Source organism: Actinomadura sp. NPDC048032 (assembly GCF_040653175.1).
Lineage (GTDB): Bacteria > Actinomycetota > Actinomycetes > Streptosporangiales > Streptosporangiaceae > Spirillospora > Spirillospora verrucosospora.
This window is the reverse complement of the sequence record NZ_JBEZJP010000129.1, coordinates 1-19,131: the sequence shown is the minus strand read 5'-3', so window position 1 is coordinate 19,131 and position 19,131 is coordinate 1. Positions and strand designations below refer to the sequence as shown.

Genomic DNA, 19,131 nt, shown 5'->3' with positions numbered 1-19,131 from the left:
GGGCCGGACCGCGAGGTCCGGCCCCGGCCCTGTCACGAGGCGACCGGCTCGGTCTCCGGGTAGTGGCAGGCGACCTGGCGGCCCGCGGCCATCCTGAGGGACGGCGGCTCGGTGCGGCACCGCTCCTGCGCCTTGAAGCACCGCGGGTGGAAGGGGCAGCCGGGCGGCGGCGCCGACGGGCTCGGCGGGTCGCCGCGGAGCACGATGCGCTCCCGCGCCCGCTCGGCCACCGGGTCGGGCAGCGGGATCGCCGACAGCAGAGCCCTGGTGTAGGGGTGCGCCGGCGCGCCGTAGACCACGTCCCGGGCCCCGGTCTCCACGATCCGGCCGAGGTACATCACGGCGATCCGGTCGCACACGTGCCGGACGACCGCGAGGTCGTGCGCGATGAACACGTACGCCAGGCCGAGCCGGCGCCGCAGGCCCGCCAGCAGGTTGACGATCTGGGCCTGGATCGACACGTCCAGGGCCGACACCGGCTCGTCCGCGACGACCAGCCGGGGGCCGGTGACCAGGGCCCGGGCGATCCCGATCCGTTGGGCCTGCCCGCCGGAGAACTCGTGCGGGTACCGGTCGAGGTGCTCGGCGCCGAGCCCGACGTACTCCAGCATCTCCTGGACGCGGGGCAGCGGGTCCCGCTCGCCCTGCGCCCGCAGCGGCTCGGCCACGATGGAGCCGACGGTGTGGCGCGGGTTCAGCGAGGCGAACGGGTCCTGGAAGATGATCTGCAGGTCGCGGCGCAGCGGCCGCATCTCCCGCTGGGACAGCCCGGTGATGTCCTCGCCGTCGAAGACGATCCGCCCGGCCGTGGGGTCAAGGAGCCGGACGAGCATCCGCCCGGTCGTGGACTTGCCGCAGCCGGACTCGCCGACCAGGCCGAGCGTCTCCCCGGCCCGCACCTCCAGGTCCAGGCCGTTCACCGCCCGCACGGCGCCGCGCCGCGTCTGGAACGTCTTGGTCAGGCCTTCCAGGCGGAGCAGCGCCGTCATCGGGGTCCCTTCGCGATCGTGAGCAGGTGGCAGGCCGCCGGGTGGGACGTGCCGAGGAGCGCCGGACGGGTCGTCTCGCACACCTCGACCCGTTCGGCGCACCGCGGATGGAACGGGCACCCCGCCGGCGGAGACAGCGGAGACGGCGGGGTGCCCGCGATCGGGGCCAGCTCGCCGGGCGGGCCGGTGAGCCGGGGGAGGGAGCCGAGGAGCCCGCGGGTGTAGGGGTGCAGGGGCACGGCGAACAGCGCGTCGGCCGGCGCCCGCTCGACCGCCCGTCCCGCGTACATGACCAGGACGTCGTCGGCGACCCGCGCGACCACCCCCAGATCGTGCGTGATCATCAGGACCGCCAGCCCGCGCTCGCGCTGGATCCGCGCGATCAGCTCCAGGATCTGCGCCTGGACGGTCACGTCCAGGGCGGTGGTCGGCTCGTCGGCGATCAGCAGGTCGGGCTCGCAGGCGAGCGCCATGGCGATCATCACGCGCTGGCGCATCCCGCCGGAGAACCGGTGCGGGTGGTCGCCCGCCCGCTCCCGGGCGTCGGGGATGCCGACGTCGGCGAGGACCCGGACGGCCTCCTCGCGCGCCGCGCGGCGGGACGAGCCGAAGTGCAGCCGCCGCGCCTCGGCGATCTGCTCGCCCACGGTGTAGTGCGGATGCAGCGACGACAGCGGGTCCTGGAAGATCATCGCGACCTTCCGGCCGCGCAGCGCGCGGACGCGCTCGCGGTCCGCCCCGACGATCCGCGTCCCCGCCACCTCGATCGACCCGCTCACCCGGGCGCCGCCCAGCAGCCCCATGATCGCCAGGCTGGTGACGGACTTGCCGGAACCGGACTCGCCGACGATGCCCAGGGTGCGGCCCTCCTCCAGGGAGAACGACAGCCCGTCCACCGCGCGGATCGTCCCCTTCGCGGTGCGGAACTCCACGGCGAGGTCCCGGACGCTCAGCAAGCTCATGCGCGCTCCTTCTGAGGGGCGCTGAGGGGCGGCCCCCCCCGCACCCCCGGCTCGCTCCGCTCATACGTGCTCCTTGTGGCGGGGCGCCCCCCCACACCCCCCGGTTCGCTCCGCTCATGCGTGCTCCTTGTGGGGGGCGACCCCCCACACCCCCCGGTTCGCTCCGCTCATGTGAATCTCACCTGGGGATCGACCACCGCGTAGAGCAGGTCCACGACGAGGTTGGCGAACGTGATGAAGAAGGCGGCCAGCAGCGCCACGCCCATCACGACCGGCTGGTCGGACGTGTCGATCGAGTCGATGGTGAGCCGCCCGATGCCGGGCAGCCCGAACACGCTCTCGGTGATCAGGGCCCCGCCGAGCAGCGCGCCGAGGTCCATGCCGAAGACGGTGAGGACCGGCGTGAGCCCGGCCCGCAGCCCGTGCTTGGCGACGACCGTCCGCTCGGGCAGGCCCTTGGCGCGGGCCGTCCGGATGTAGGGCTCGGCCATCGTCTCCACCATCGACGCCCGGGACAACCGCGCGTACATGGCCGCGTACAGCAGCGCGAGCGCGACCCACGGCAGCACGAGGTTCCTCGCCCAGGCGGCGGGGTCCTCCGCGAACGGGACGTAGCTGGAGTAGGGGAGCAGCCCCCCGATCTGGACGACCAGGACGGTGAGCGCCATCGCCGTGAAGTAGATCGGCAGGGACGCGGAGGTGAGCGTGCCCACCATCAGCGCCCGGTCCAGCAGCGAGTCCTTGCGCAGCGCGGAGACGACGCCGACGGTCACTCCGCCGGCGAGCCACAGGACCGCCGCGCCGACGGCGATCGAGAGCGTGGTCGGCAGCCGCTGCATCATCAGGTCCCAGACCGGCGTGTTGTTCTGGTAGGAGAACCCGAGGCACGGGAAGTGGCACCGGACGGCCTGCGGCCCCGAGCCGTAGCTCCGGCCCGCGACGACGCCGCCGAGGTAGTCGGCGAACTGCCGCCACAGCGGCCGGTCCAGCCCCATCTGGTGGTGGAGCATGGCGAGCCGCTCCGGCGTGCACGACTTGCCGCACGCCTGGAGCGCGGGGTCGGCGGGGAAGACGTAGAAGATCGTGAAGGTCACCGCGCAGATGACGAGCAGCACCCCGGCGACCCCGGCCAGGCGCGTCGCGACGTACCGGGTCACCGGCCCGCCCCCTTCGGGTCGAGGGCGTCCCGGAGGGCGTCGCCGAGCAGCGTGAACGCCAGCACGGTCAGCAGCAGGCAGACGCCGGGGACCACGAAGAACGTCGGGTCCACCTGGTACCAGTCGATCGCCTTGGCCATCATCTGCCCCCAGGACGCGTCCGGCGGCCGGACGCCGATGCCGAGGAACGACAGCGCCGCCTCGGTGCCGATGTTGACCGGGACGGTGAGCGTCGCGTAGACGAGGACCGGCGCCAGCAGGTTCGGCATGACCTCGCGGAAGACGATGCGGTGGCGCGGCATGCCGGTGGCGCGCGCGGCCTCCACGAACTCCCGGTGGCGCAGCGAGAGCGTCTGGCCGCGCACGATGCGCCCGATGTAGGGCCAGCCGAAGAAGCCCATGACGAACACCAGCTCCAGCGTCCGGTCCCCCTCGGGCAGCACCGACACCAGAGCGATCATGAAGATGAGCTGCGGGAACGACAGCACCAGGTCCATGACGCGGCTGATCGCCGCGTCGACCCGGCCGCCGGCGAAGCCCGCGGTGAGGCCGAGGGCGGTGCCGGCGGCGGTGGCGACGCAGGTCGCCGCGACGGAGATCAGCAGCGAGATCCGGGCGCCGTAGACCATGCGGCTGAACACGTCCCGGCCGGTGCCGGGCTCGACGCCCAGCCAGAAGTCGCCGTCGGCGCCGCCGAACGCCCCCCGGGGCGCGCCGGCCAGCGCCTTGTCGATCTTCTCGGGGTGGAACTCGTTCGGGCCGTGCCCGTTGAGGGCGGTGAGCAGCGGGGCGGCCAGCGCGAGCAGCACGAACAGCGCGATGATCGCCAGCCCGGCGAGGGCGGCCGGGTCGCGGCGCAGCCGCCCGCCGGCCGGCCGCCACGGCGACCGGCCGGCGGGCACCGGCACGCTGCCGGCCACTACATCACCCCGATGGTGGCGAAGTCGAACTCGCCTTCCCAGATGGCGTGGCCGTACGCGCCGGTGACCTTGGAACCGCGCAGCAGCGGCAGCTTGTCGTGGATCAGCGGGACCATCGGCGACAGCCCCATCAGCTCGCGGTCGAGCGCCGTCCACGCGGCCGGGTCGTTGCCCTTCACGGCCGCGCCGATCTTCTCGTTGACCGCTCGGTCGTTCATCTGCGAGACGACGGTGTTGCCCTTCGGCGCGATGGCGCGCCCGTCGAAGATCGGCGGGATGAACGAGGCCGCGGACGGGTAGTCGGCGCACCACCCGTAGAAGACGAGCTCGTCCTCCTTCGCGGTGTCGCCGATGGTGTCGTAGTAGACGCTCTTGGCCACGGAGTTGATCCGGACCTGCACCCCGACGCGGGCGAGCGCCTGCTGCACCGCCTCGGCCTCGGACTTGCCGAGCTCGCTGCTGGTCGTCGTCAGGGCGATCGAGAACCCGGCGCCCTTGCCGGCCGCGGCGAGCATCCGCCTCGCCTTGCCCGGGTCCCCGTTCGGCGGCGCCTGGTAGACGTCCTGCGCCCGCCCGCCGGTCATGGCGGGCGGCAGGTAGGACCCGGCGAGCTCGCCGACGCCGCTGCCGCCGTGCGCGGTGCGGTAGGCCTCCTTGTCGATCGCGTACTGCATCGCCCGCCGCACCGCCGGGTCGTCGAACGGCGGCTTCGCGGTGTTCATCGCCAGGAACCGGGTGCACAGGCTCGTCGCGCTGACGAACCGCTTCCTGACGTCCGGGCGGGTGAGGATGCGCGGCATGCTCGCCGGCGCGACCGAGTACAGCGTGACCGCGCGCTGGTCCCGTCCCTGGTCGGCGATGAGCCGCTGGTCGATGGCGGCCTGCGCGAGGCCCTCCTCCACCACGATCTTGTCCGGGTTGGCCTGGCGGACACCGTCGGTGGCCTTGTCCCAGTGCGTGTTCCTGACGAGGACCAGCCGCCGACCGCGGTCGTAGGACTGGACCTTGTAGGGGCCGGAGGAGAAGGGGCGCCTGTCGAAGTTGACGCCGGTGTCCCTGGCCTTGGGGACGGGGGCGAACGTCGGAAGCGTGGTGACCTTCGGCCAGTCCATCGACGGCTGCTTGAGCCGGAACACGACCGTCCGGGCGTCCGGCGCCGCGATGGAGGCGAGACCGTCCTTGTCCTTGTAGGGCCCCTTGTACCCGTCACCGCCCTCCAGCATCGTCCTGGCGTAGCCGGGGCCTTCCGGCAGGTCGGGCGCGAAGGAGCGCTCGATCCCGTACTTGACGTCGGCGCTGGTGATGGGCGTCCCGTCCTCGAACTTCAGCCCGGGTTTGAGGTGATACGTCCACGTCCTGCCCTGGTCGGGCGTGGTGCCGGTGTCGGTGGCGAGGTCGGGGACGACCTGCGTGCCCGCCTGGCCCTCCCTGGCGGCGTAGGTGGTGAGCGTCCGGTAGAGCAGCCGCGTGCCGAAGTCCATCGCGAACATCACGTAGTTGCGCTGTGGGTCGAGATGGGCGAAGTCCTGCGTGTACAGGACGGTGAGGGTGCCTCCGGCCTTGGCGGCGGTGGCGTCGTCCCCCGAACCGCAGGCGGAGGCGCCGGCGACGGTGCCGAGCGAGGCGGCGAGAGCGAGGCAGGTTCTGACCGGACGTTTCATGGCGTCTCCGTGCATCGACGGGCGGAGTGCCATATAAAATAGTACAGTGCAATTGCACTACAAGCCCCGTTATCGAATCTCCACATCCAGGACTTTCACATGGACGACCCTGCAGCCGGCCGCTTCGCGACGGGCAGCCACGACCTGCCCGTCTCCGAGACCCTCGCCTCCTTCATGACCCGGGACTGGGCCCCGAGCGGGAAACCGCTCCCGGTGCGCCGGTCGGTGGCGCCGTACGCGGAGAAACGCCGCGCGGCCCTGTCGGCCCTCTTTCCCGGCGAACGCCTTGTCCTGCCCGCAGGCCCCTCGAAGGTGCGCAGCAACGACTGCGACTACCGGTACCGCGCGCACACCGCGTACGCCCATCTCACCGGGGACACCGGCGCGGACACCGGAACCGGCGCCGTGCTGGTGCTGGAACCGACCGCCACGGGCCACGACGCCGTCCTCTACCACCGGCCCCGGTCCTCGCGCGACGACGCGGGCTTCTTCCGCGACCGCCGCCACGGAGAGTTCTGGGTCGGCCCCCGCGCCGCCCTGGCCGAGACCGAGGAGAGGCTCGGGCTCGCCTGCGCGCCGCTGGACGACCTGCCCGGCGCGCTCGGCGGCCCGGTCCCGGCCCGGGTGATCCGGGGCGTGGACCCCGAGGTCGACCGGGCCGTGCCGGCCCGCGCCCCCGAGCTCGACGCGGAGCTGGCCGCCTGCGCCGCCGAGCTCCGCCTGGTCAAGGACGACTGGGAGATCGCCCAGCTCCAGGCCGCCGTCGACCACACGGTGGACGGCTTCACCGCGGTCGCCGCCGGGCTGGCGCGCGTCACCGGGATGCCGCGCGGAGAGCGGTGGGCGGAGGGCACCTTCGAGCGCGTCGCGCGCATCAAGGGCAACGGCGTCGGCTACGACACCATCGCCGCGGCCGGGGCGCACGCCTGCGTCCTGCACTGGACGCGCAACGACGGCACGCTGCGCATGGGCGAGATGCTCCTGCTCGACGCCGGGGTCGAGACCGACACCCTCTACACCGCCGACATCACCCGCACCCTCCCGGTGAGCGGGTGGTTCACCCCGCGTCAGCGGCAGGTCTACGACCTCGTCTACCACGCGCAGGAGGCGGGGCTGGCGGCCGTCCGCCCGGGCGCCCGCTTCCGCGACTTCCACATGGCCGCGATGCGCGTCATCGCCGAAGGCCTCCAGGACTGGGGCGTGCTGCGCAGCGCCGAGGACGCCCTCGATCCCGAGTCGGGCATCTACCGCCGCTACACCCTCTGCAGCAGCGGGCACATGCTCGGCCTGGACGTCCACGACTGCTCGGCGGCGCGGGCCTCCCAGTACCTGGACGGGGAGCTGCGCCCCGGCCACGTCCTGACCGTGGAGCCGGGCCTCTACCTGCAGCCCGACGACCTGACGCTGCCCCCGGAACTGCGCGGCATCGGCGTGCGCATCGAGGACGACGTCGTCGTCACCGAGACCGGCGCCCGCCTGATGTCCTCCGCGCTTCCCCGCCACCCCGAGGAGATCGAGAACTGGATGCAGTCCCTGAAGGACTGACGCGGCGAAGGGGCGGCGCCGGGCCCGGGGCCACCGGGCACGGCGCCGCCCCTGTGCGCGGGCCGGCGGAGGTCAGCCGCTGAGAAGGGACACCCCCAGACCGGACAGGGCCCGTCCGATGGGCTCGTGGATCATTCCGCATCCCGAGTTCGGACCGCCGCTCAGGATGCCGTGGGCGTAGTTCCCGTCGAAGACGCCGCTGCCGCTGTCGCCGGGCCCGTCGCAGGCGGTGCTCCAGGTCATGCCGGACAGCGTCCGGTCCGGGTAGGACACGGTGGCGTCGACCTCGGTGATCGACCCGCAGGTGTAGCCGGTGGTCGATCCCTGCTTGCAGACGTAACCGCCGACGTAGTCGCTCTGGCTTCCGTAGACGGACGTCTGGGGGAGCACCCAGCCCCGGGGCTGCCACCAGCCCGGATTGTCGACCGAGACCGCGGCGTAGTCGCCGTACCACCCGAAGGTGTAGTCCGCCGCGCCGCCCACGTTCTGGTAGCCGTAGCTGTAGGTCGACACGTCCCACCAGTAGCCGAGCTCGGCGCAGTGACCGGCGGTGAGCATGTAGTACCGGCTGCCGGAGTAGGTCATGAACGCGCTGGTGCAGCGCGCTCCTCCGGTGAAGATGGCCAGGCCGGACCGGAGCGGCGGGTCGCAGCTGTAGTCGTCGTAGCAGTACCGGGGCACCGACTTGTGGGCGTAGGTCGACACCTTGACCGCGCCGCCGAACGTCCGGCGCGCCCAGCCGACGACGTCGCGCTGGGCCGGGGTGAGCGCGGCGCCCTTGAGGCTGCTCAGCTTCACGGCGTTGCCGGACGTGACGATGCCGGTCTGCAGGCCGTTCTCGGCCCCCTTGTTGGCGACGGCGACCCGCTCGGCCAGGGAGGCGGACACCCGCTGGAGGTGCCCGAAGCCGTACCGGACCTTCTTGGTCCTGGTCGTGCCCAGGCCGGCGGCCTCCGCCTTCGCCCGCACCTTGGCCGACGCGCCGGCTCCGGTGACGCCGACGGTGAGCTCGCCGCCGCGGGCCTGGTCGATCCAGGCGCCGCCGTACGCGGCGCCGAGTTCCTTGCCGAGCCGGGACGCGAGCTTGAACTGCGCGGGCTGCCGGTCGGCCCGGCGGCCCGCCTCGGCCACCGAGACCCGGTGGTCCTTGGCGATCTGCTTGACGAGCGTGGCCTTGGCCTCCTGCTGGGACTGGATCCGGGGCGGGTGGGGGGAGGGAGCGGGGGGCGCGCCACGGCCACCGGGGGCGTCGGCGTGTGCCGGCGCCGCCGGTGATGCCGCGGTCAGGGCGGCGGCCACGGCGACGGCCGCGGCGGCCCTTCTGCGATTCGGGCGGACCATACGGGAGCCTCCTTCGCGGACGGGGGTGCCGCGGCGTCCGGCCGCGGCGTCCGCAATGCAATGTGAAATTGCACTGTAAAATGTGAAACAGCACTTGCCAAGGGCCGTGTCTCCGGCGTCAGCCCAGCTCCGAGCGGTTATGGCCGGATCCGGTCAGAGGGAGTGCTGGCGGAGGCCGCCCTCAGCGGTGGTCGCCCCGCACGTGGTCGAGGTGGCGCGTCATGAGCTCCCGCGCCTTCTCGGCGTCGCCGGCGACGAGCGCGTCCAGCAGCCCGAGGTGCTCCTCCGCCGACGCCACCAGCGTCTCGGCCGGGGCGGGACGGGCGAGGCCGTGCATCTGCGAGCGGCCCCGGAGGTCGAGGACCGTCCGGACGAGCGTCCGGTTGCCGGTGAGTTCGAGCAGCTCGGCGTGGAAGCGGTGGTCGGCGTCGAGGAAGCCGACCGGGTCGCCTTCCCGGGCCGCCGCGAGCGCCTCCTCGGCGAGGGCCCGCAGGCGCGGACGGGACGCCTCGGGAACGGCGCCGGCCAGCCGCGCGACGGCGGGGACCTCGACCAGCTCCCTGAGCTCGGTGAGTTCGGCGAGGTCGCGGGCCGACGGCCGCACGACCCGGAAGCCCCGGTTGCGCACGGCCTCGAACAGGCCGTCCCGCACCAGGTCGATCATGGCTTCGCGGACCGGCGTGGGGGAGATCCCGAACTCGTCCGCGAGGGTGGGGGCGGAGTACACGACGCCCGACCGCAGCGTGCCCGTCGCCAGCGCCTTGCGCAGCGCCTCGGCCACCTGGCCGCGCAGGCTGCTCTGGCCGCCGAGGTCAGGCAGCCCGACCAGGGCATCGGCCACCGGATCCATTGGCCCTCCTCACCCACGATCAGAATACCGCCACGTGGGCGGCCCGGAGGCCCGGCCGAGACAAGATCACGATGGCGGGCCGCGCGGGCACCGTCACGGGAGCGCGGTCACAGCAGCGGGTGCACCTGGGGGTGGGCGCGCCACCACGCCTCGAAGGTCGGATGGCTGGCGGTGTGCTCCAGGTAGGCGGCCGCCAGCCCCCGGTAGAGGGCCGCGGCCTCCTCCTCTCCCAGGCGGTCCCGCCGCCAGGCGACGATGAGCCTGGCGACCTGCGGTTCCCCGGCGAGAGGCCGCACGACCGTCCCGGGGTGCGGCGGCCAGGACGGGTCCACCATCCGGACGCCGTGCCCCGCCGCGACCAGCGGGCACGCCGCCCCGCTCGGCGCCTCGTAGCGCACGATGGGCTCGAAGCCGGCGGCGCGGCAGGAGGCCCGCAGGGAGGACAGCGAGCCGTCGTCGGCGCCCGGCGGGGCGATCCACGCCTCGTCCCGCAGGTCGGACAGGTCGATCTCGTCCCTGCCGGCGAGCGGATGGTCCGCGGAGAGGGTGACGAAGATCGGGTAGCGGGGCACCAGGGTGCGGCTGACCACGGGCGCCGCGATCGGGACGTCGAAGCCCTCCATGAGCCCGATCAGCGCGGCGTCCAGATGGCCGCGCGCGAGGGCGTCGCCCAGCAGGGCGGAGGAGGGCTCGATGCGCAGCGAGACCTCGCGGCCGGGAAGGGCCTCGCCCACCCGCGCGACGATGCTCCCGACGCAGGCGAGGTGGACGCATCCGAGGCCGAGGGTCTCCTGCGGGCTCCGCGGTCCGCGCAGGTCGCCGAACAGCGTGTCCATCTCGGACAGGATCGTCCGCGCCCGGCTGATGACCTGGCCGCCGAGCGGCGTCGGCTCCAGACCGGATCGGCTGCGGGTGAACAGCGCTCCGCCGACGATCTCCTCGACCCGGCGGAGCTGGTTCGACATTGCGGGCTGGGACATTCCCATCCGGGCCGCCGCCCGGGTGACGCTCCCTGTCTCCGCCATCGCGCACACCATGCGAAGGTGACTGATGTCGAGATCCATAGCTGGAAATTATGCATCAGCCGATGACCCGCGACTCGGACCGACCGCAATAATTCCGGTACTCCTCCACACAGGTGGGCGATCACGGTGCCGGCGGCACCTCACCCTCGGTCTCCCGGCCATGATCGCGCGTATGGAAGAAGGGAGATCCCGTCTCGCCGGCCCCCAGGTTGAGAGCCCTTCTCACCCTTTTTCTCTCCTGGGGGCCGGACGCGCCGCCGACAACTCTCGTGGAAAGCGATCGCTCATGCCGGATAATCCGCAGACGGTGGAGATGGCGGGGTCGAAACTGGCCGACGGCGCGTTTCCGGCCTGGTCCTTACCGCCTGGGCCGGCGGCGGCGGCGTTCGCGCGCTCCCTCGCCCGGTCGGTGCTCGCGGAGCTCGGCATGCCCGCGGACGACGCGCAGACGATCATCTCGGAGCTCGCCACCAACGCCGTCGTGCACGGCGATCGGAACCGCGCCGAGGTGTGGGCGTATCTCAGCCGCCGCCCCTCTCCGCATCTCACCCTCAAGGTGTTCGACGCCGCGCCCTGGCGGGGCGCCGGCGCCGCCGGCCCGGCGGACGCCGCCGCGCCGACCGCCGGGGAGCCCGCCACCGACGCCTGTGGCGGCCGCGGGCTGATGCTGGTGAACGCGCTGACCGAGGAGGCCGGGGGCTGCTGGGGCGTCCATCCCACCCGCCGCAGGCTCGGCCCGGACCCGGTGTCCGGCAAGGCCGTCTACTTCACGGTCCCGCTGCCGGAGGCGTCCGCAGCCGCCCTGCCCCCGCCGGCGCCGGGCCCGGTGCCCGAAAGGCTGCGCGAGCTCGCCGCCGCGCGCGGGCTGCCGGCCCGCGTCTCGCTCGGCGCCGAGGCGACGGTGGTGCACTTCGGGGCGGGGCTGTGGGTCTGGGTGAAGGACGGGGCGCTGCTGTTCGAGCTGCCGGGACGGGGCGTCGTCCGGCACCCGCCGTCGGACGCGGTCGAGGTCGTCGAGCAGATGGTCCGGCTGAGCGAGGAGGGCGCGGCCCGCGCCCCCGCCCCGCGCGCGCCGTCGTGGGACCTGTGCTGACCGGCGGTCCGGTGCCGGGCGGCGCCCCGCCTCACCGGCCCTCGGGCCGGTCCGCCCAGATCCCCCGGACGTGCCGGAGGTGGTGGCGCATCAGCGCCTCGGCGCCCCGCGCGTCGCCGTTCGCCACCGCCTCGATCAGGTCCTCGTGCTCGCGGGCGGACGGTTCGAGCTCGCCCCGCTCCGCCAGCCGCGGCACCCCGTAGAGGCGGGACTTGTAGCGCAGCTCGCTCACCAGCCGGACGAGCTGGGCGTTGCCGCCGAGCCCGAGCAGCGCGAGGTGGAAGCGGTGGTCGGCGTCGATGTAGGCGACGACGTCCCGCCGCCCGGCCGCCGCGACGATCTCCTCGGCCAGCGGCCGCAGCGCGCGGACCTGCGCGGCCATGCCGGCCCGCGCGAGCCGCACGGCGGCGGGGATCTCGATCAGGGACCGGACGTCGGTGATCTCGTCCAGCTCGTCGTCGGACAGCTCGGGGACCCGGAAGCCCTTGTTGCGGACCACCTCGACCAGCCCCTCCCGGGCCAGGTCGATCATGGCCTCCCGGACGGGGGTCGGGGACACGCCGAACCGCTCGGCGATGGCCGGCGCGGAGTACACGACGCCCGAGCGCATCTCACCGCTGACGATCGACGCGCGCAGCGCGTGCGCGATCTGGACCCGCACGCTCTTGCGCGGGCCGAGCGAGGGCAGGTTCGGCATCATCGCTCCGTGAGGCGCGAGAGGATCCGGGCCTTCCCGCTCTGCCAGTTGGCCTTCAGGGCCTCGACGGCCCCCTCGACGTCCGCGTCGACCAGGCGTTCGGCGATCCGCTCGTGCTCCTCGGCCGAGCGCTCCAGCACCTCCCAGTCGCCGACCACGACGCGCTCGTAGCGGTGCATGGTGAGCTTCAGCGAGGTGATGAGGTCCATCAGCCGCTCGTTGGGGCAGCCGGACAGCAGGAGATCGTGCCAGGCGTCGTCGTAGCGCTCTATCACGGCGTGCTCCGCCTCGGGGACGGAGAACGCGCGGGCCTCCTCCAGGAGGCGCGGGGCGACCGCGCGCAGGAACTCGGGGTCGGTCGACTCCAGCGCCAGGGACTCCAGCGCGGCGACGATCGTGGTGAGGTCGTCGAACTCCTTCGCGCTCATCGGGGCGAACCGGAACCCCTTGCCGCGCTCGCTGACGATGATGCCCTCGCGCTCCAGCCCGATGAGCGCCTCGCGGAGCGGGGTGCGGCTGACGCCGAGGTCCGCGGCCAGCACCATCTCGTTGATCGCCTGTTCGGGGTCGAACTCCCCCTTGCCCAGCCGGTCGAGGATCTCGTCCTTGATCTGTTCGCGCAGGGGGCGGCGGTCGATCGGCATGCTGTGGTCTTCCTCTCCTGGTGGATCGGACGGTCGGGCCGTGACCGGCGGTCAGGCCGTCCCGGCACCGTCGACCGGGATGACGGCCCCGCTGACGAACGCGGCCGCGTCGCCGGCGAGGAACGCCACCATCGCCGCGATGTCGGCGGGCCGGCCGATCCGGCCGAGGGGGCGGTCCGCCGCGTCGGCGTAGAACGCCTCCGCCGATTCGCCGAGCTGGCGGGCCTCCTCGGCGAGCATGCCGGTGTCGGTGTCGCCGGGGCACACGCAGTTGACCCGGATGTTCTGCGGCCCGTGGTCGATCGCCATGGCCCGGGTCATGTTCACCACGGCGCCCTTCGAAGCGCAGTAGGACACGGCCCGCGCGCCGCCCTGGATGCCCCAGCCCGAGCCGGTGTTGATGATACTGCCGCCCCCGGCGGCGGCCATCAACGGTATCGCCGCCCGGCTCATCAACAGGATCGATTTGACGTTGACGGCCATCACCAGGTCCCAGTCGTCCTCGGCGATCTCCAGGACGGTGGAGCGGCGGATGACGCCGGCGTTGTTGAACAGGACGTCCACCCCGCCGAAGGCGTCCCGCGCGGCGGCGACGATCCGCGCGCAGTCGGCCGCGGAGGAGACGTCCCCGCGCACGAAGGCGGCCCGGCCGCCCGCGGCCTCGATCGCCTTCGCGGCCTCCGCCCCGGCCTCGTCGACGTCGGCCAGGACGACCGCGGCGCCGAGCTCCGCCATCAGCTCGGCGGAGGCCCGCCCGATACCGCCCGCGGCCCCGGTGACCACGGCGGTCTTGCCTTCGAGTGAGTTCACGTTCGGTCTCCCTTTCATCGGACGGGGTACATGGCGAACCGGCCGTGCCCGGTCAGCACGGGCAGGTGGCCGCGCAGGGAGGCGTCGAGGTCCTCGTCGCCGGTGTCGACCAGCAGCGGGCGGCCGCCGAGCGAGGCGAGCTTGGCCTCGGTCGCCGCCGCGGCGAGCCGGTTGCGGCCGGCGGCGCGCAGTACGGCGGGGGAGATCTGCTGGTTGCCCCTGCCGAACAGGAAACCCTGCCCGCCGATCGGAGTCACGGCTATCCACGCGGGCGTCGCGCCCGCCAGCGCCTCCAGTTCGGCGGCGGCGGCGTCCGCCGCGACGACCGTCCCGTCGCCCGCCAGCACGTTGACGCCCATGAGGGGGACGTCGGCGCCGAGGGCGGCCGCGACGGCGCGCATCGTCGTGCCGGGCCCGAGCACCAGCAGGCCGGACGGCCCGGCGCGCTCCGCGAGCCCGGCGGCGATGCCGGCGACCGACGACGGATCCGCGACCGTGCCGCCCACCTTCCGCTGCTGCACGCGCACCGGGATGTCGGGCACCCGCACGTGGCCGTACAGGCGGGCGGAGACGCGGCCGTCCCGGACGGCGTCCTCGTCCAGGTCCATCACCTCGGCGTCCCGGATCCGCACGCCGCCGGCGGCCATCAGGGCGGCCGCCTCCCCGGCGGCGCGGGGCGTGGCCCCGAACACCGCCGAGTGCATCTTCACGCCGGTGGGCACGCCGAGCACGGGGACCGAGGAGCCGACCGCGTCCAGCACGTCGCGGGCCGTCCCGTCGCCGCCGGCGAACAGCAGCAGGTCGACGTGCGGCGCGAGCGCGGCCGCGGCGCGCACGGTGTCGGCCGCCGTGGTGGGCTCGCCGGGCCGGTACCGGACGTCGGGGACCAGCCCGGCGCGCAGGACGGCGCCCTCGCCCATGGACCCGCCCGCGGTCGCCACCGCGAACGGGACGCCGAGCCGGGAGCGCAGTTCCGCCAGCGCGGTCGCGGCGCGCTCCGGCGCGCGCGGCGTCGCGCCCAGCGCCCGCGCCCTCTCCTGGACGCCGGCGCCGTCGCTGCCCTTGAGCCCGACCCGGCCGCCGAGCCCGGCGACGGGGTTCACCACCAGCCCGATCCTCATCGCGGCCTCATTCCCCGAGGATCTTCCGGCGGTACGCGCGCCAGGTGACGGCCCAGGTGGCCGGGTCGTCCAGGACGTCCTGGCGGGCGCGGTGCACGGTGGAGCGGTGCGGCGCGGTCCGGACGGTCTCCGGGTCGTCGTAGGCCTCGCGGGCCACCTCGGCGAGGATGGCGGCGTACTCGTCCAGCTCGGCCCTGGAGTAGGACTCGGTCGGCTCCAGCGTCATCGGCTCGGGGACGACGTAGGGGTGGTGGCTCGTCCAGTAGTGGGTGCCGAAGTCGGCCGCGCGGATGCCGATGTCCTCGCTGTGCACGCCGGTCTCCTCGGCGAGCCGCTCCCAGCTGTAGCGGACCTGCTCGACCCGGGGCCGTCCCGGCGCGTACGGCACCGACGCCCCGCGGATCTGGAGCACCTTCGCCATCAGGTAGTTGTTGTTGAGGACGGCCACCTCCGCGGCCTCGCGCAGCCCCGCGCCGCCCAGTGACATGATCCAGGCGTAGGCGCGCACCAGGTTCGGCACGACGCCGTAGAACGGACGGATCTTCCCGATCGACTCGGGCCGGTCGTCGTCCAGGCGGTAGCGGGTGCCGTCGAACTCGACCGTCGGCGTCGGCAGGTAGGGGGCGAGCTCCGCGGTCACGCCGCAGGCGCCCGCGGCGGGCCCGCCGCAGGCGTGCGGCGTGGAGAACGTCTTGTGCAGGTTGAAGTGGCACAGGTCGAACCCGGTGTCGCGGGCGCGGGTGATGCCGAGGATGCCGTTGGCGTTCGCCTGGTCGTAGGCGCACAGGCCGCCGGCCTCGTGCACGATCCGGACGAACTCCTCGATCCGCGGGTTGAACAGCCCGGTGTCCTCGGGGTTGGTGATGAGCAGGGCCGCGGTGCGGGGACCGACGGCCTGCCGGAGCGCCTCGATGTCGGGGTAGCCGTCGGCGTCCGGGTACAGAGTGATGACCTTGAACCCGGCCGTCTTCGCGCACGCCGCGTTGGACGGGTGCGAGAAGATCGTGGTGATGACCTCGTCGCGGGTCTCGGCCTCCCCGCGCGCCGCGAAGTAGGCGCGGATCATCGCGACGTTGGTGTAGATCGCGGCGGAGCCGGCGCCCGGCTGGAGGGTGAACCGGTCCATGCCGGAGACCTCCCGCAGCAGCCCCTCCAGCCGGTACATGATCTCCAGGACTCCCTGCACCGTCCGCTCGTCCTGCAGCGGGTGCAGCCCGGCCACCTTCGGGTCGCGGACGAACCGGTCGTTGACCTTGGGGCTGTACTTCATGGTGCAGGTGCCCTGGCCGACGTCGACGTTGAAGTCGGCGCCGAGGTTCTCCTGGGACAGCCGCAGGTAGTGCCGCAGCACCTGCGGCTGCGACAGCTCCGGCAGCGCGGGCGGCGCGGCGCGGCGCAGCCCGTCCGGGAGGACGACGTCCGCGGGCGCCTCCGGGAGCGGGGGCAGCACGCCGCGCTCGCCGGGGGAGCCCAGCTCGAACAGCAGCGGCTCGTCCCACCGGGCCTGGTGGAACCGGCGCAGCGGGGGCTTCGGGCCGATCTTCGCGTCGGCGGGGGAGAGGGGGGAGGGGGTCGGGCCCGTCTTCACTTGGCGATCTCCTGGAGGGTCTCGGCCAGCCGGTCGATGTCGTCCTTGGTGTGGATCTCGGTGACGCAGTACAGGGCGTCGGTCCCGGACAGGACCCTGCCGCCGAAGATCCCGTGCTCCAGCAGCGCCTCGCCGATCTCGGCGGCGGTCCGCGAGCCGGTGAAGCGGAGCGTGAAGTCGGCGAAGTGGGGGGCGTCCGCGTAGGGGGTCTCCACGCCGGGCACCGCGGCCAGCCGGTCCAGCGCGTACCGGGTGTTCGCCAGGATCGTCTCGGCGACCTCGCGCATGCCCTGCGGCCCCATCAGGGCCAGGTAGACCCCGGCGGCGATGCCGTTCAGCGCGGCGGCCGTGCCCACCCACTCCTTGCCCTCCTCGCGGAGGGCGAAGGAGGTGCGCTCGTAGGCGACGTCGCCGAAGCCGTACTCGCCCTCGACGCTGGTGGGCGCGAGGCCGAACAGCCGGGAGGGGAACTCGCCCACGTAGAGTTCCTCGTCCCGCGTCGCGACGAAGCCGCCGTTCATCCCGCCGTAGCTCATGGGCAGGCCGAGCGGCTGGATGTCGCCGCAGACGATGTCGGCGCCGTACGCGGCGGGCGGGGTCACCGCTCCCAGCGAGATCGGGTTGCAGCCCACGACGTACTGGGCCCCGGCCTCGTGCGCGATCTCGGTCAGCGACGGGAGGGCGGGGTCGAGGATCCCGGACGCCGAGGGCGCCTCGGCGAACACCGCCGCGACGTCCCCCGCCGCCAGCTCCGCCCGCACCGCGGCCGGGTCGGCCAGGCCGGTGGCGGGGTCCACCGGCACGAGGACCACGTCGTGGTCGGGACGGACATAGTCCTCGATCTTCGACAGCTTGTCGGGGGCGACGGCCGTCACCAGCAGCAGCCTGCGGCGGCCGGTGATCCGTCCCGCCATGCGCAGCGCGGTGGACGCGGCCTGGAAGCCGTCGTACACCGGCACGCTCACGACGTCCATCTCCAGCAGCTCGCCCATCAGCGACTGGTACTCCCAGAGCGCCTGGAAGCGGCCGTGGTCCTCGTACGGCTCGCCCGCGTAGGCGGTGAGGAACTCGCTCCGGTTGACCACCTCGTCGACGACCGCGGGCACGTGGTGGTGGTAGCAGCCGGCGCCGAGGAAGCTGAGCGCCTCCTGGGCGCTGGTGTTGCGCGCCAGCAGCCCGCCGACGTGCCGGACCAGCTCGGCCTCGGAGCGCATCGGCGGGGGCAGGTCCAGCGGGCGGTCCAGCCGGATGCGGCCGGGCACGTCCGCGTAGAAGTCCTCGACGCTCCGCGCGCCGATCGCCGCCAGCATCTCCCGTTTCACCTCGGGCACCGAGTTCGGGATGTAGGGGTGCGCGTTCATCTCGCTCTCCTTCACATTCCTTGCCTCACCCTCTTGACGAGAACACAGGATGCAGTGTGCTGTATACAGCATTATCCCGAATCCCTTGGGGAGGCAAGATGGCGACCAACCCCGGACGGGCGGCCATCGGACGCCGGACCGTCCTGACCGCCGGAGTCGCCGGAGCCGTCTCGGCGCTGCTCGGAACGAGCGGGTGCGCCACCGGAGGCGGCGCCGGGAAGGCGGGGCCGGCGCTCAGCGCGGGCGCCCAGGCCAAGATCGAAGGAAAGATCTCCGTCTGGTCGTGGGACGTCGCGGCGAAGGCGCTCAAGCGGCTCGCCCCGGCCTTCGAGCAGCGCCATCCCGGGACGAGCGTCGACGTCGTCGACATCGGCTACGACAACGCCTACGACAAGATCACCGTGGGGATGAAGGCGGGGAAGGGCCTGCCCGACGTCCTCACCGTCGAGGGCACCCGGCTCCCCGGCTACATCGGCGCCTTCCCCGGCGGGCTGTACGACCTGACCCCGCTCGCCGGCGCGCACCGGGGCGAGTTCGCCCGCGCCGCCTGGAAGGACGTCACCGACGAGCGCGGCAAGGTCTTCGCCCTGCCCTGGGACGGCGGGCCCTGCGCCCTCTACTACCGCGCCGACATGTTCGAGAAGGCCGGCGTCGACCCGGCGAGCATCGCGACGTGGGACGACTACGTCCGCGCCGGGGAGCGGATCAAGGCGGCGACCGGCAAGAAGCTCCTCGTCATGGACCCGCAGGAGGACAGCATGTTCCCGATGCTGCTCCAGCAGCAGGGGCAGGGCTACGTGCGCGGCGGCAGGATCGCCGTCTCGGACCCGCGGGCCGTCCGCGCCGCGGCGCTGCTCAAGACGCTCGCCGACAAGGACCTCGTCGCCTTCGAGAAGGGCTGGGACGGCCTCGTCTCGGCGACCAAGGCGGGCAAGGTCGCCACCACCCCGTACGCCGTGTGGTGGTCGGGAACCCTCACCGACGAGATGCCCGAGCTCAAGGGGAAGTTCGGCGTCGTCCCCCTCCCGGCGTTCGACCAGGGCGGGGTGCGGACGTCCAACGACGGAGGGTCCACCCTCGCCGTCAGCGGCCACAGCGCGAACGCGCGGGCGGCGTGGGCGTTCATCGAGTTCGCCCTCGCGGACGGCGCCAACCAGGTGTCCATGCTGAAGAACGAGGGCCTGTTCCCCGCCTACCTGCCCGCGCTCAAGGACCCGTTCGTGACCGCGCCGCAGCCCTACTACGGCGGCCGGCCCGTCTTCGCGACCTTCGCCGACCTCGCGGACAAGGTGCCCCCGATCGAGATCTCCAAGGACGGACCGAAGGCGAGGGACGTCGTCAACCGCACCGTCTCCGGCATCGTGCTG

General features: G+C 73.4%; 17 protein-coding genes. 3 read left to right on the top strand and 14 right to left on the bottom strand.

Going from position 1 to position 19,131, the window contains the following annotated elements:
* Nucleotides 1-32: 32 nt before the first annotated feature.
* The 5 genes from AB0C69_RS19005 to AB0C69_RS18985 form a co-directional block, all read right to left on the bottom strand.
* Nucleotides 33-989 (bottom strand): oligopeptide/dipeptide ABC transporter ATP-binding protein, encoded by a 957-nt coding sequence (locus tag AB0C69_RS19005; protein WP_345180987.1) that lies wholly within the window; start codon nt 987-989, stop codon nt 33-35.
* Nucleotides 986-1,951 carry an ABC transporter ATP-binding protein gene (locus AB0C69_RS19000; protein WP_360355060.1) on the bottom strand — a complete coding sequence of 322 codons (966 nt, stop codon included), beginning with the start codon at nt 1,949-1,951 and terminating at the stop codon, nt 986-988. Before AB0C69_RS19000 ends, AB0C69_RS19005 begins: the two co-directional genes overlap by 4 nt.
* 167 nt (nt 1,952-2,118) lie before the next feature.
* Nucleotides 2,119-3,108, bottom strand: coding sequence for an ABC transporter permease (locus tag AB0C69_RS18995; RefSeq protein ID WP_360355057.1), 990 nt, complete (start codon nt 3,106-3,108; stop codon nt 2,119-2,121).
* Nucleotides 3,105-4,028 (bottom strand): ABC transporter permease, encoded by a 924-nt coding sequence (locus AB0C69_RS18990; RefSeq protein ID WP_345180978.1) that lies wholly within the window; start codon nt 4,026-4,028, stop codon nt 3,105-3,107. The genes AB0C69_RS18995 and AB0C69_RS18990 overlap by 4 nt, the downstream gene beginning before the upstream one ends.
* Nucleotides 4,028-5,689 (bottom strand): ABC transporter substrate-binding protein, encoded by a 1,662-nt coding sequence (locus tag AB0C69_RS18985; protein ID WP_360355054.1) that lies wholly within the window; start codon nt 5,687-5,689, stop codon nt 4,028-4,030. Before AB0C69_RS18985 ends, AB0C69_RS18990 begins: the two co-directional genes overlap by 1 nt.
* 99 nt (nt 5,690-5,788) lie before the next feature.
* Here AB0C69_RS18985 and AB0C69_RS18980 point away from each other — a divergent pair, with 99 nt between their 5' ends.
* On the top strand, nt 5,789-7,234 hold the full coding sequence (locus AB0C69_RS18980) for an aminopeptidase P family protein (protein WP_360355050.1): 1,446 nt from the start codon (nt 5,789-5,791) through the stop codon (nt 7,232-7,234).
* A 72-nt stretch (nt 7,235-7,306) separates the two neighbouring features.
* Here the strand turns inward: AB0C69_RS18980 and AB0C69_RS18975 are convergent, their stop codons facing one another.
* The 3 genes from AB0C69_RS18975 to AB0C69_RS18965 form a co-directional block, all read right to left on the bottom strand.
* Nucleotides 7,307-8,575, bottom strand: coding sequence for a S1 family peptidase (locus tag AB0C69_RS18975; protein ID WP_360355047.1), 1,269 nt, complete (start codon nt 8,573-8,575; stop codon nt 7,307-7,309).
* A 181-nt stretch (nt 8,576-8,756) separates the two neighbouring features.
* Nucleotides 8,757-9,425 carry a GntR family transcriptional regulator gene (locus AB0C69_RS18970; protein WP_360355045.1) on the bottom strand — a complete coding sequence of 223 codons (669 nt, stop codon included), beginning with the start codon at nt 9,423-9,425 and terminating at the stop codon, nt 8,757-8,759.
* Between the two features lie 107 nt (nt 9,426-9,532).
* Nucleotides 9,533-10,462 (bottom strand): LysR substrate-binding domain-containing protein, encoded by a 930-nt coding sequence (locus AB0C69_RS18965; protein ID WP_353835358.1) that lies wholly within the window; start codon nt 10,460-10,462, stop codon nt 9,533-9,535.
* A gap of 274 nt (nt 10,463-10,736) precedes the next feature.
* On the opposite strand from AB0C69_RS18965, the gene AB0C69_RS18960 reads away from it, so the two are divergent.
* A complete protein-coding gene (locus AB0C69_RS18960; RefSeq protein ID WP_360355042.1) occupies nt 10,737-11,543 on the top strand; it encodes an ATP-binding protein in 807 nt (268 codons plus the stop codon).
* 31 nt (nt 11,544-11,574) lie between these two features.
* Here the strand turns inward: AB0C69_RS18960 and AB0C69_RS18955 are convergent, their stop codons facing one another.
* The 6 genes from AB0C69_RS18955 to gcvPA are packed head-to-tail and all read right to left on the bottom strand — an operon-like array spanning nt 11,575 to nt 17,764.
* The gene (locus tag AB0C69_RS18955; protein WP_360355039.1) at nt 11,575-12,243 is read right to left on the bottom strand and encodes a GntR family transcriptional regulator; all 669 of its coding nucleotides are present in this window, start codon (nt 12,241-12,243) and stop codon (nt 11,575-11,577) included.
* A complete protein-coding gene (locus tag AB0C69_RS18950) occupies nt 12,240-12,884 on the bottom strand; it encodes a GntR family transcriptional regulator (protein ID WP_345180960.1) in 645 nt (214 codons plus the stop codon). Before AB0C69_RS18950 ends, AB0C69_RS18955 begins: the two co-directional genes overlap by 4 nt.
* A 51-nt stretch (nt 12,885-12,935) precedes the next feature.
* Nucleotides 12,936-13,694 carry an SDR family oxidoreductase gene (locus AB0C69_RS18945; protein WP_360355037.1) on the bottom strand — a complete coding sequence of 253 codons (759 nt, stop codon included), beginning with the start codon at nt 13,692-13,694 and terminating at the stop codon, nt 12,936-12,938.
* Between the two features lie 14 nt (nt 13,695-13,708).
* The gene (locus tag AB0C69_RS18940; protein WP_360355035.1) at nt 13,709-14,815 is read right to left on the bottom strand and encodes an NAD(+)/NADH kinase; all 1,107 of its coding nucleotides are present in this window, start codon (nt 14,813-14,815) and stop codon (nt 13,709-13,711) included.
* 7 nt (nt 14,816-14,822) lie between these two features.
* A complete protein-coding gene (gcvPB, locus tag AB0C69_RS18935) occupies nt 14,823-16,403 on the bottom strand; it encodes an aminomethyl-transferring glycine dehydrogenase subunit GcvPB (RefSeq protein ID WP_345180953.1) in 1,581 nt (526 codons plus the stop codon).
* A complete protein-coding gene (gene gcvPA, locus AB0C69_RS18930; protein WP_360355031.1) occupies nt 16,400-17,764 on the bottom strand; it encodes an aminomethyl-transferring glycine dehydrogenase subunit GcvPA in 1,365 nt (454 codons plus the stop codon). Before gcvPA ends, gcvPB begins: the two co-directional genes overlap by 4 nt.
* Before the next feature lie 98 nt (nt 17,765-17,862).
* Between gcvPA and AB0C69_RS18925 the strand changes: the two genes are divergently transcribed.
* On the top strand, nt 17,863-19,131 hold a 1,269-nt coding region (locus AB0C69_RS18925; protein ID WP_360355028.1), incomplete at its 3' end, for a sugar ABC transporter substrate-binding protein.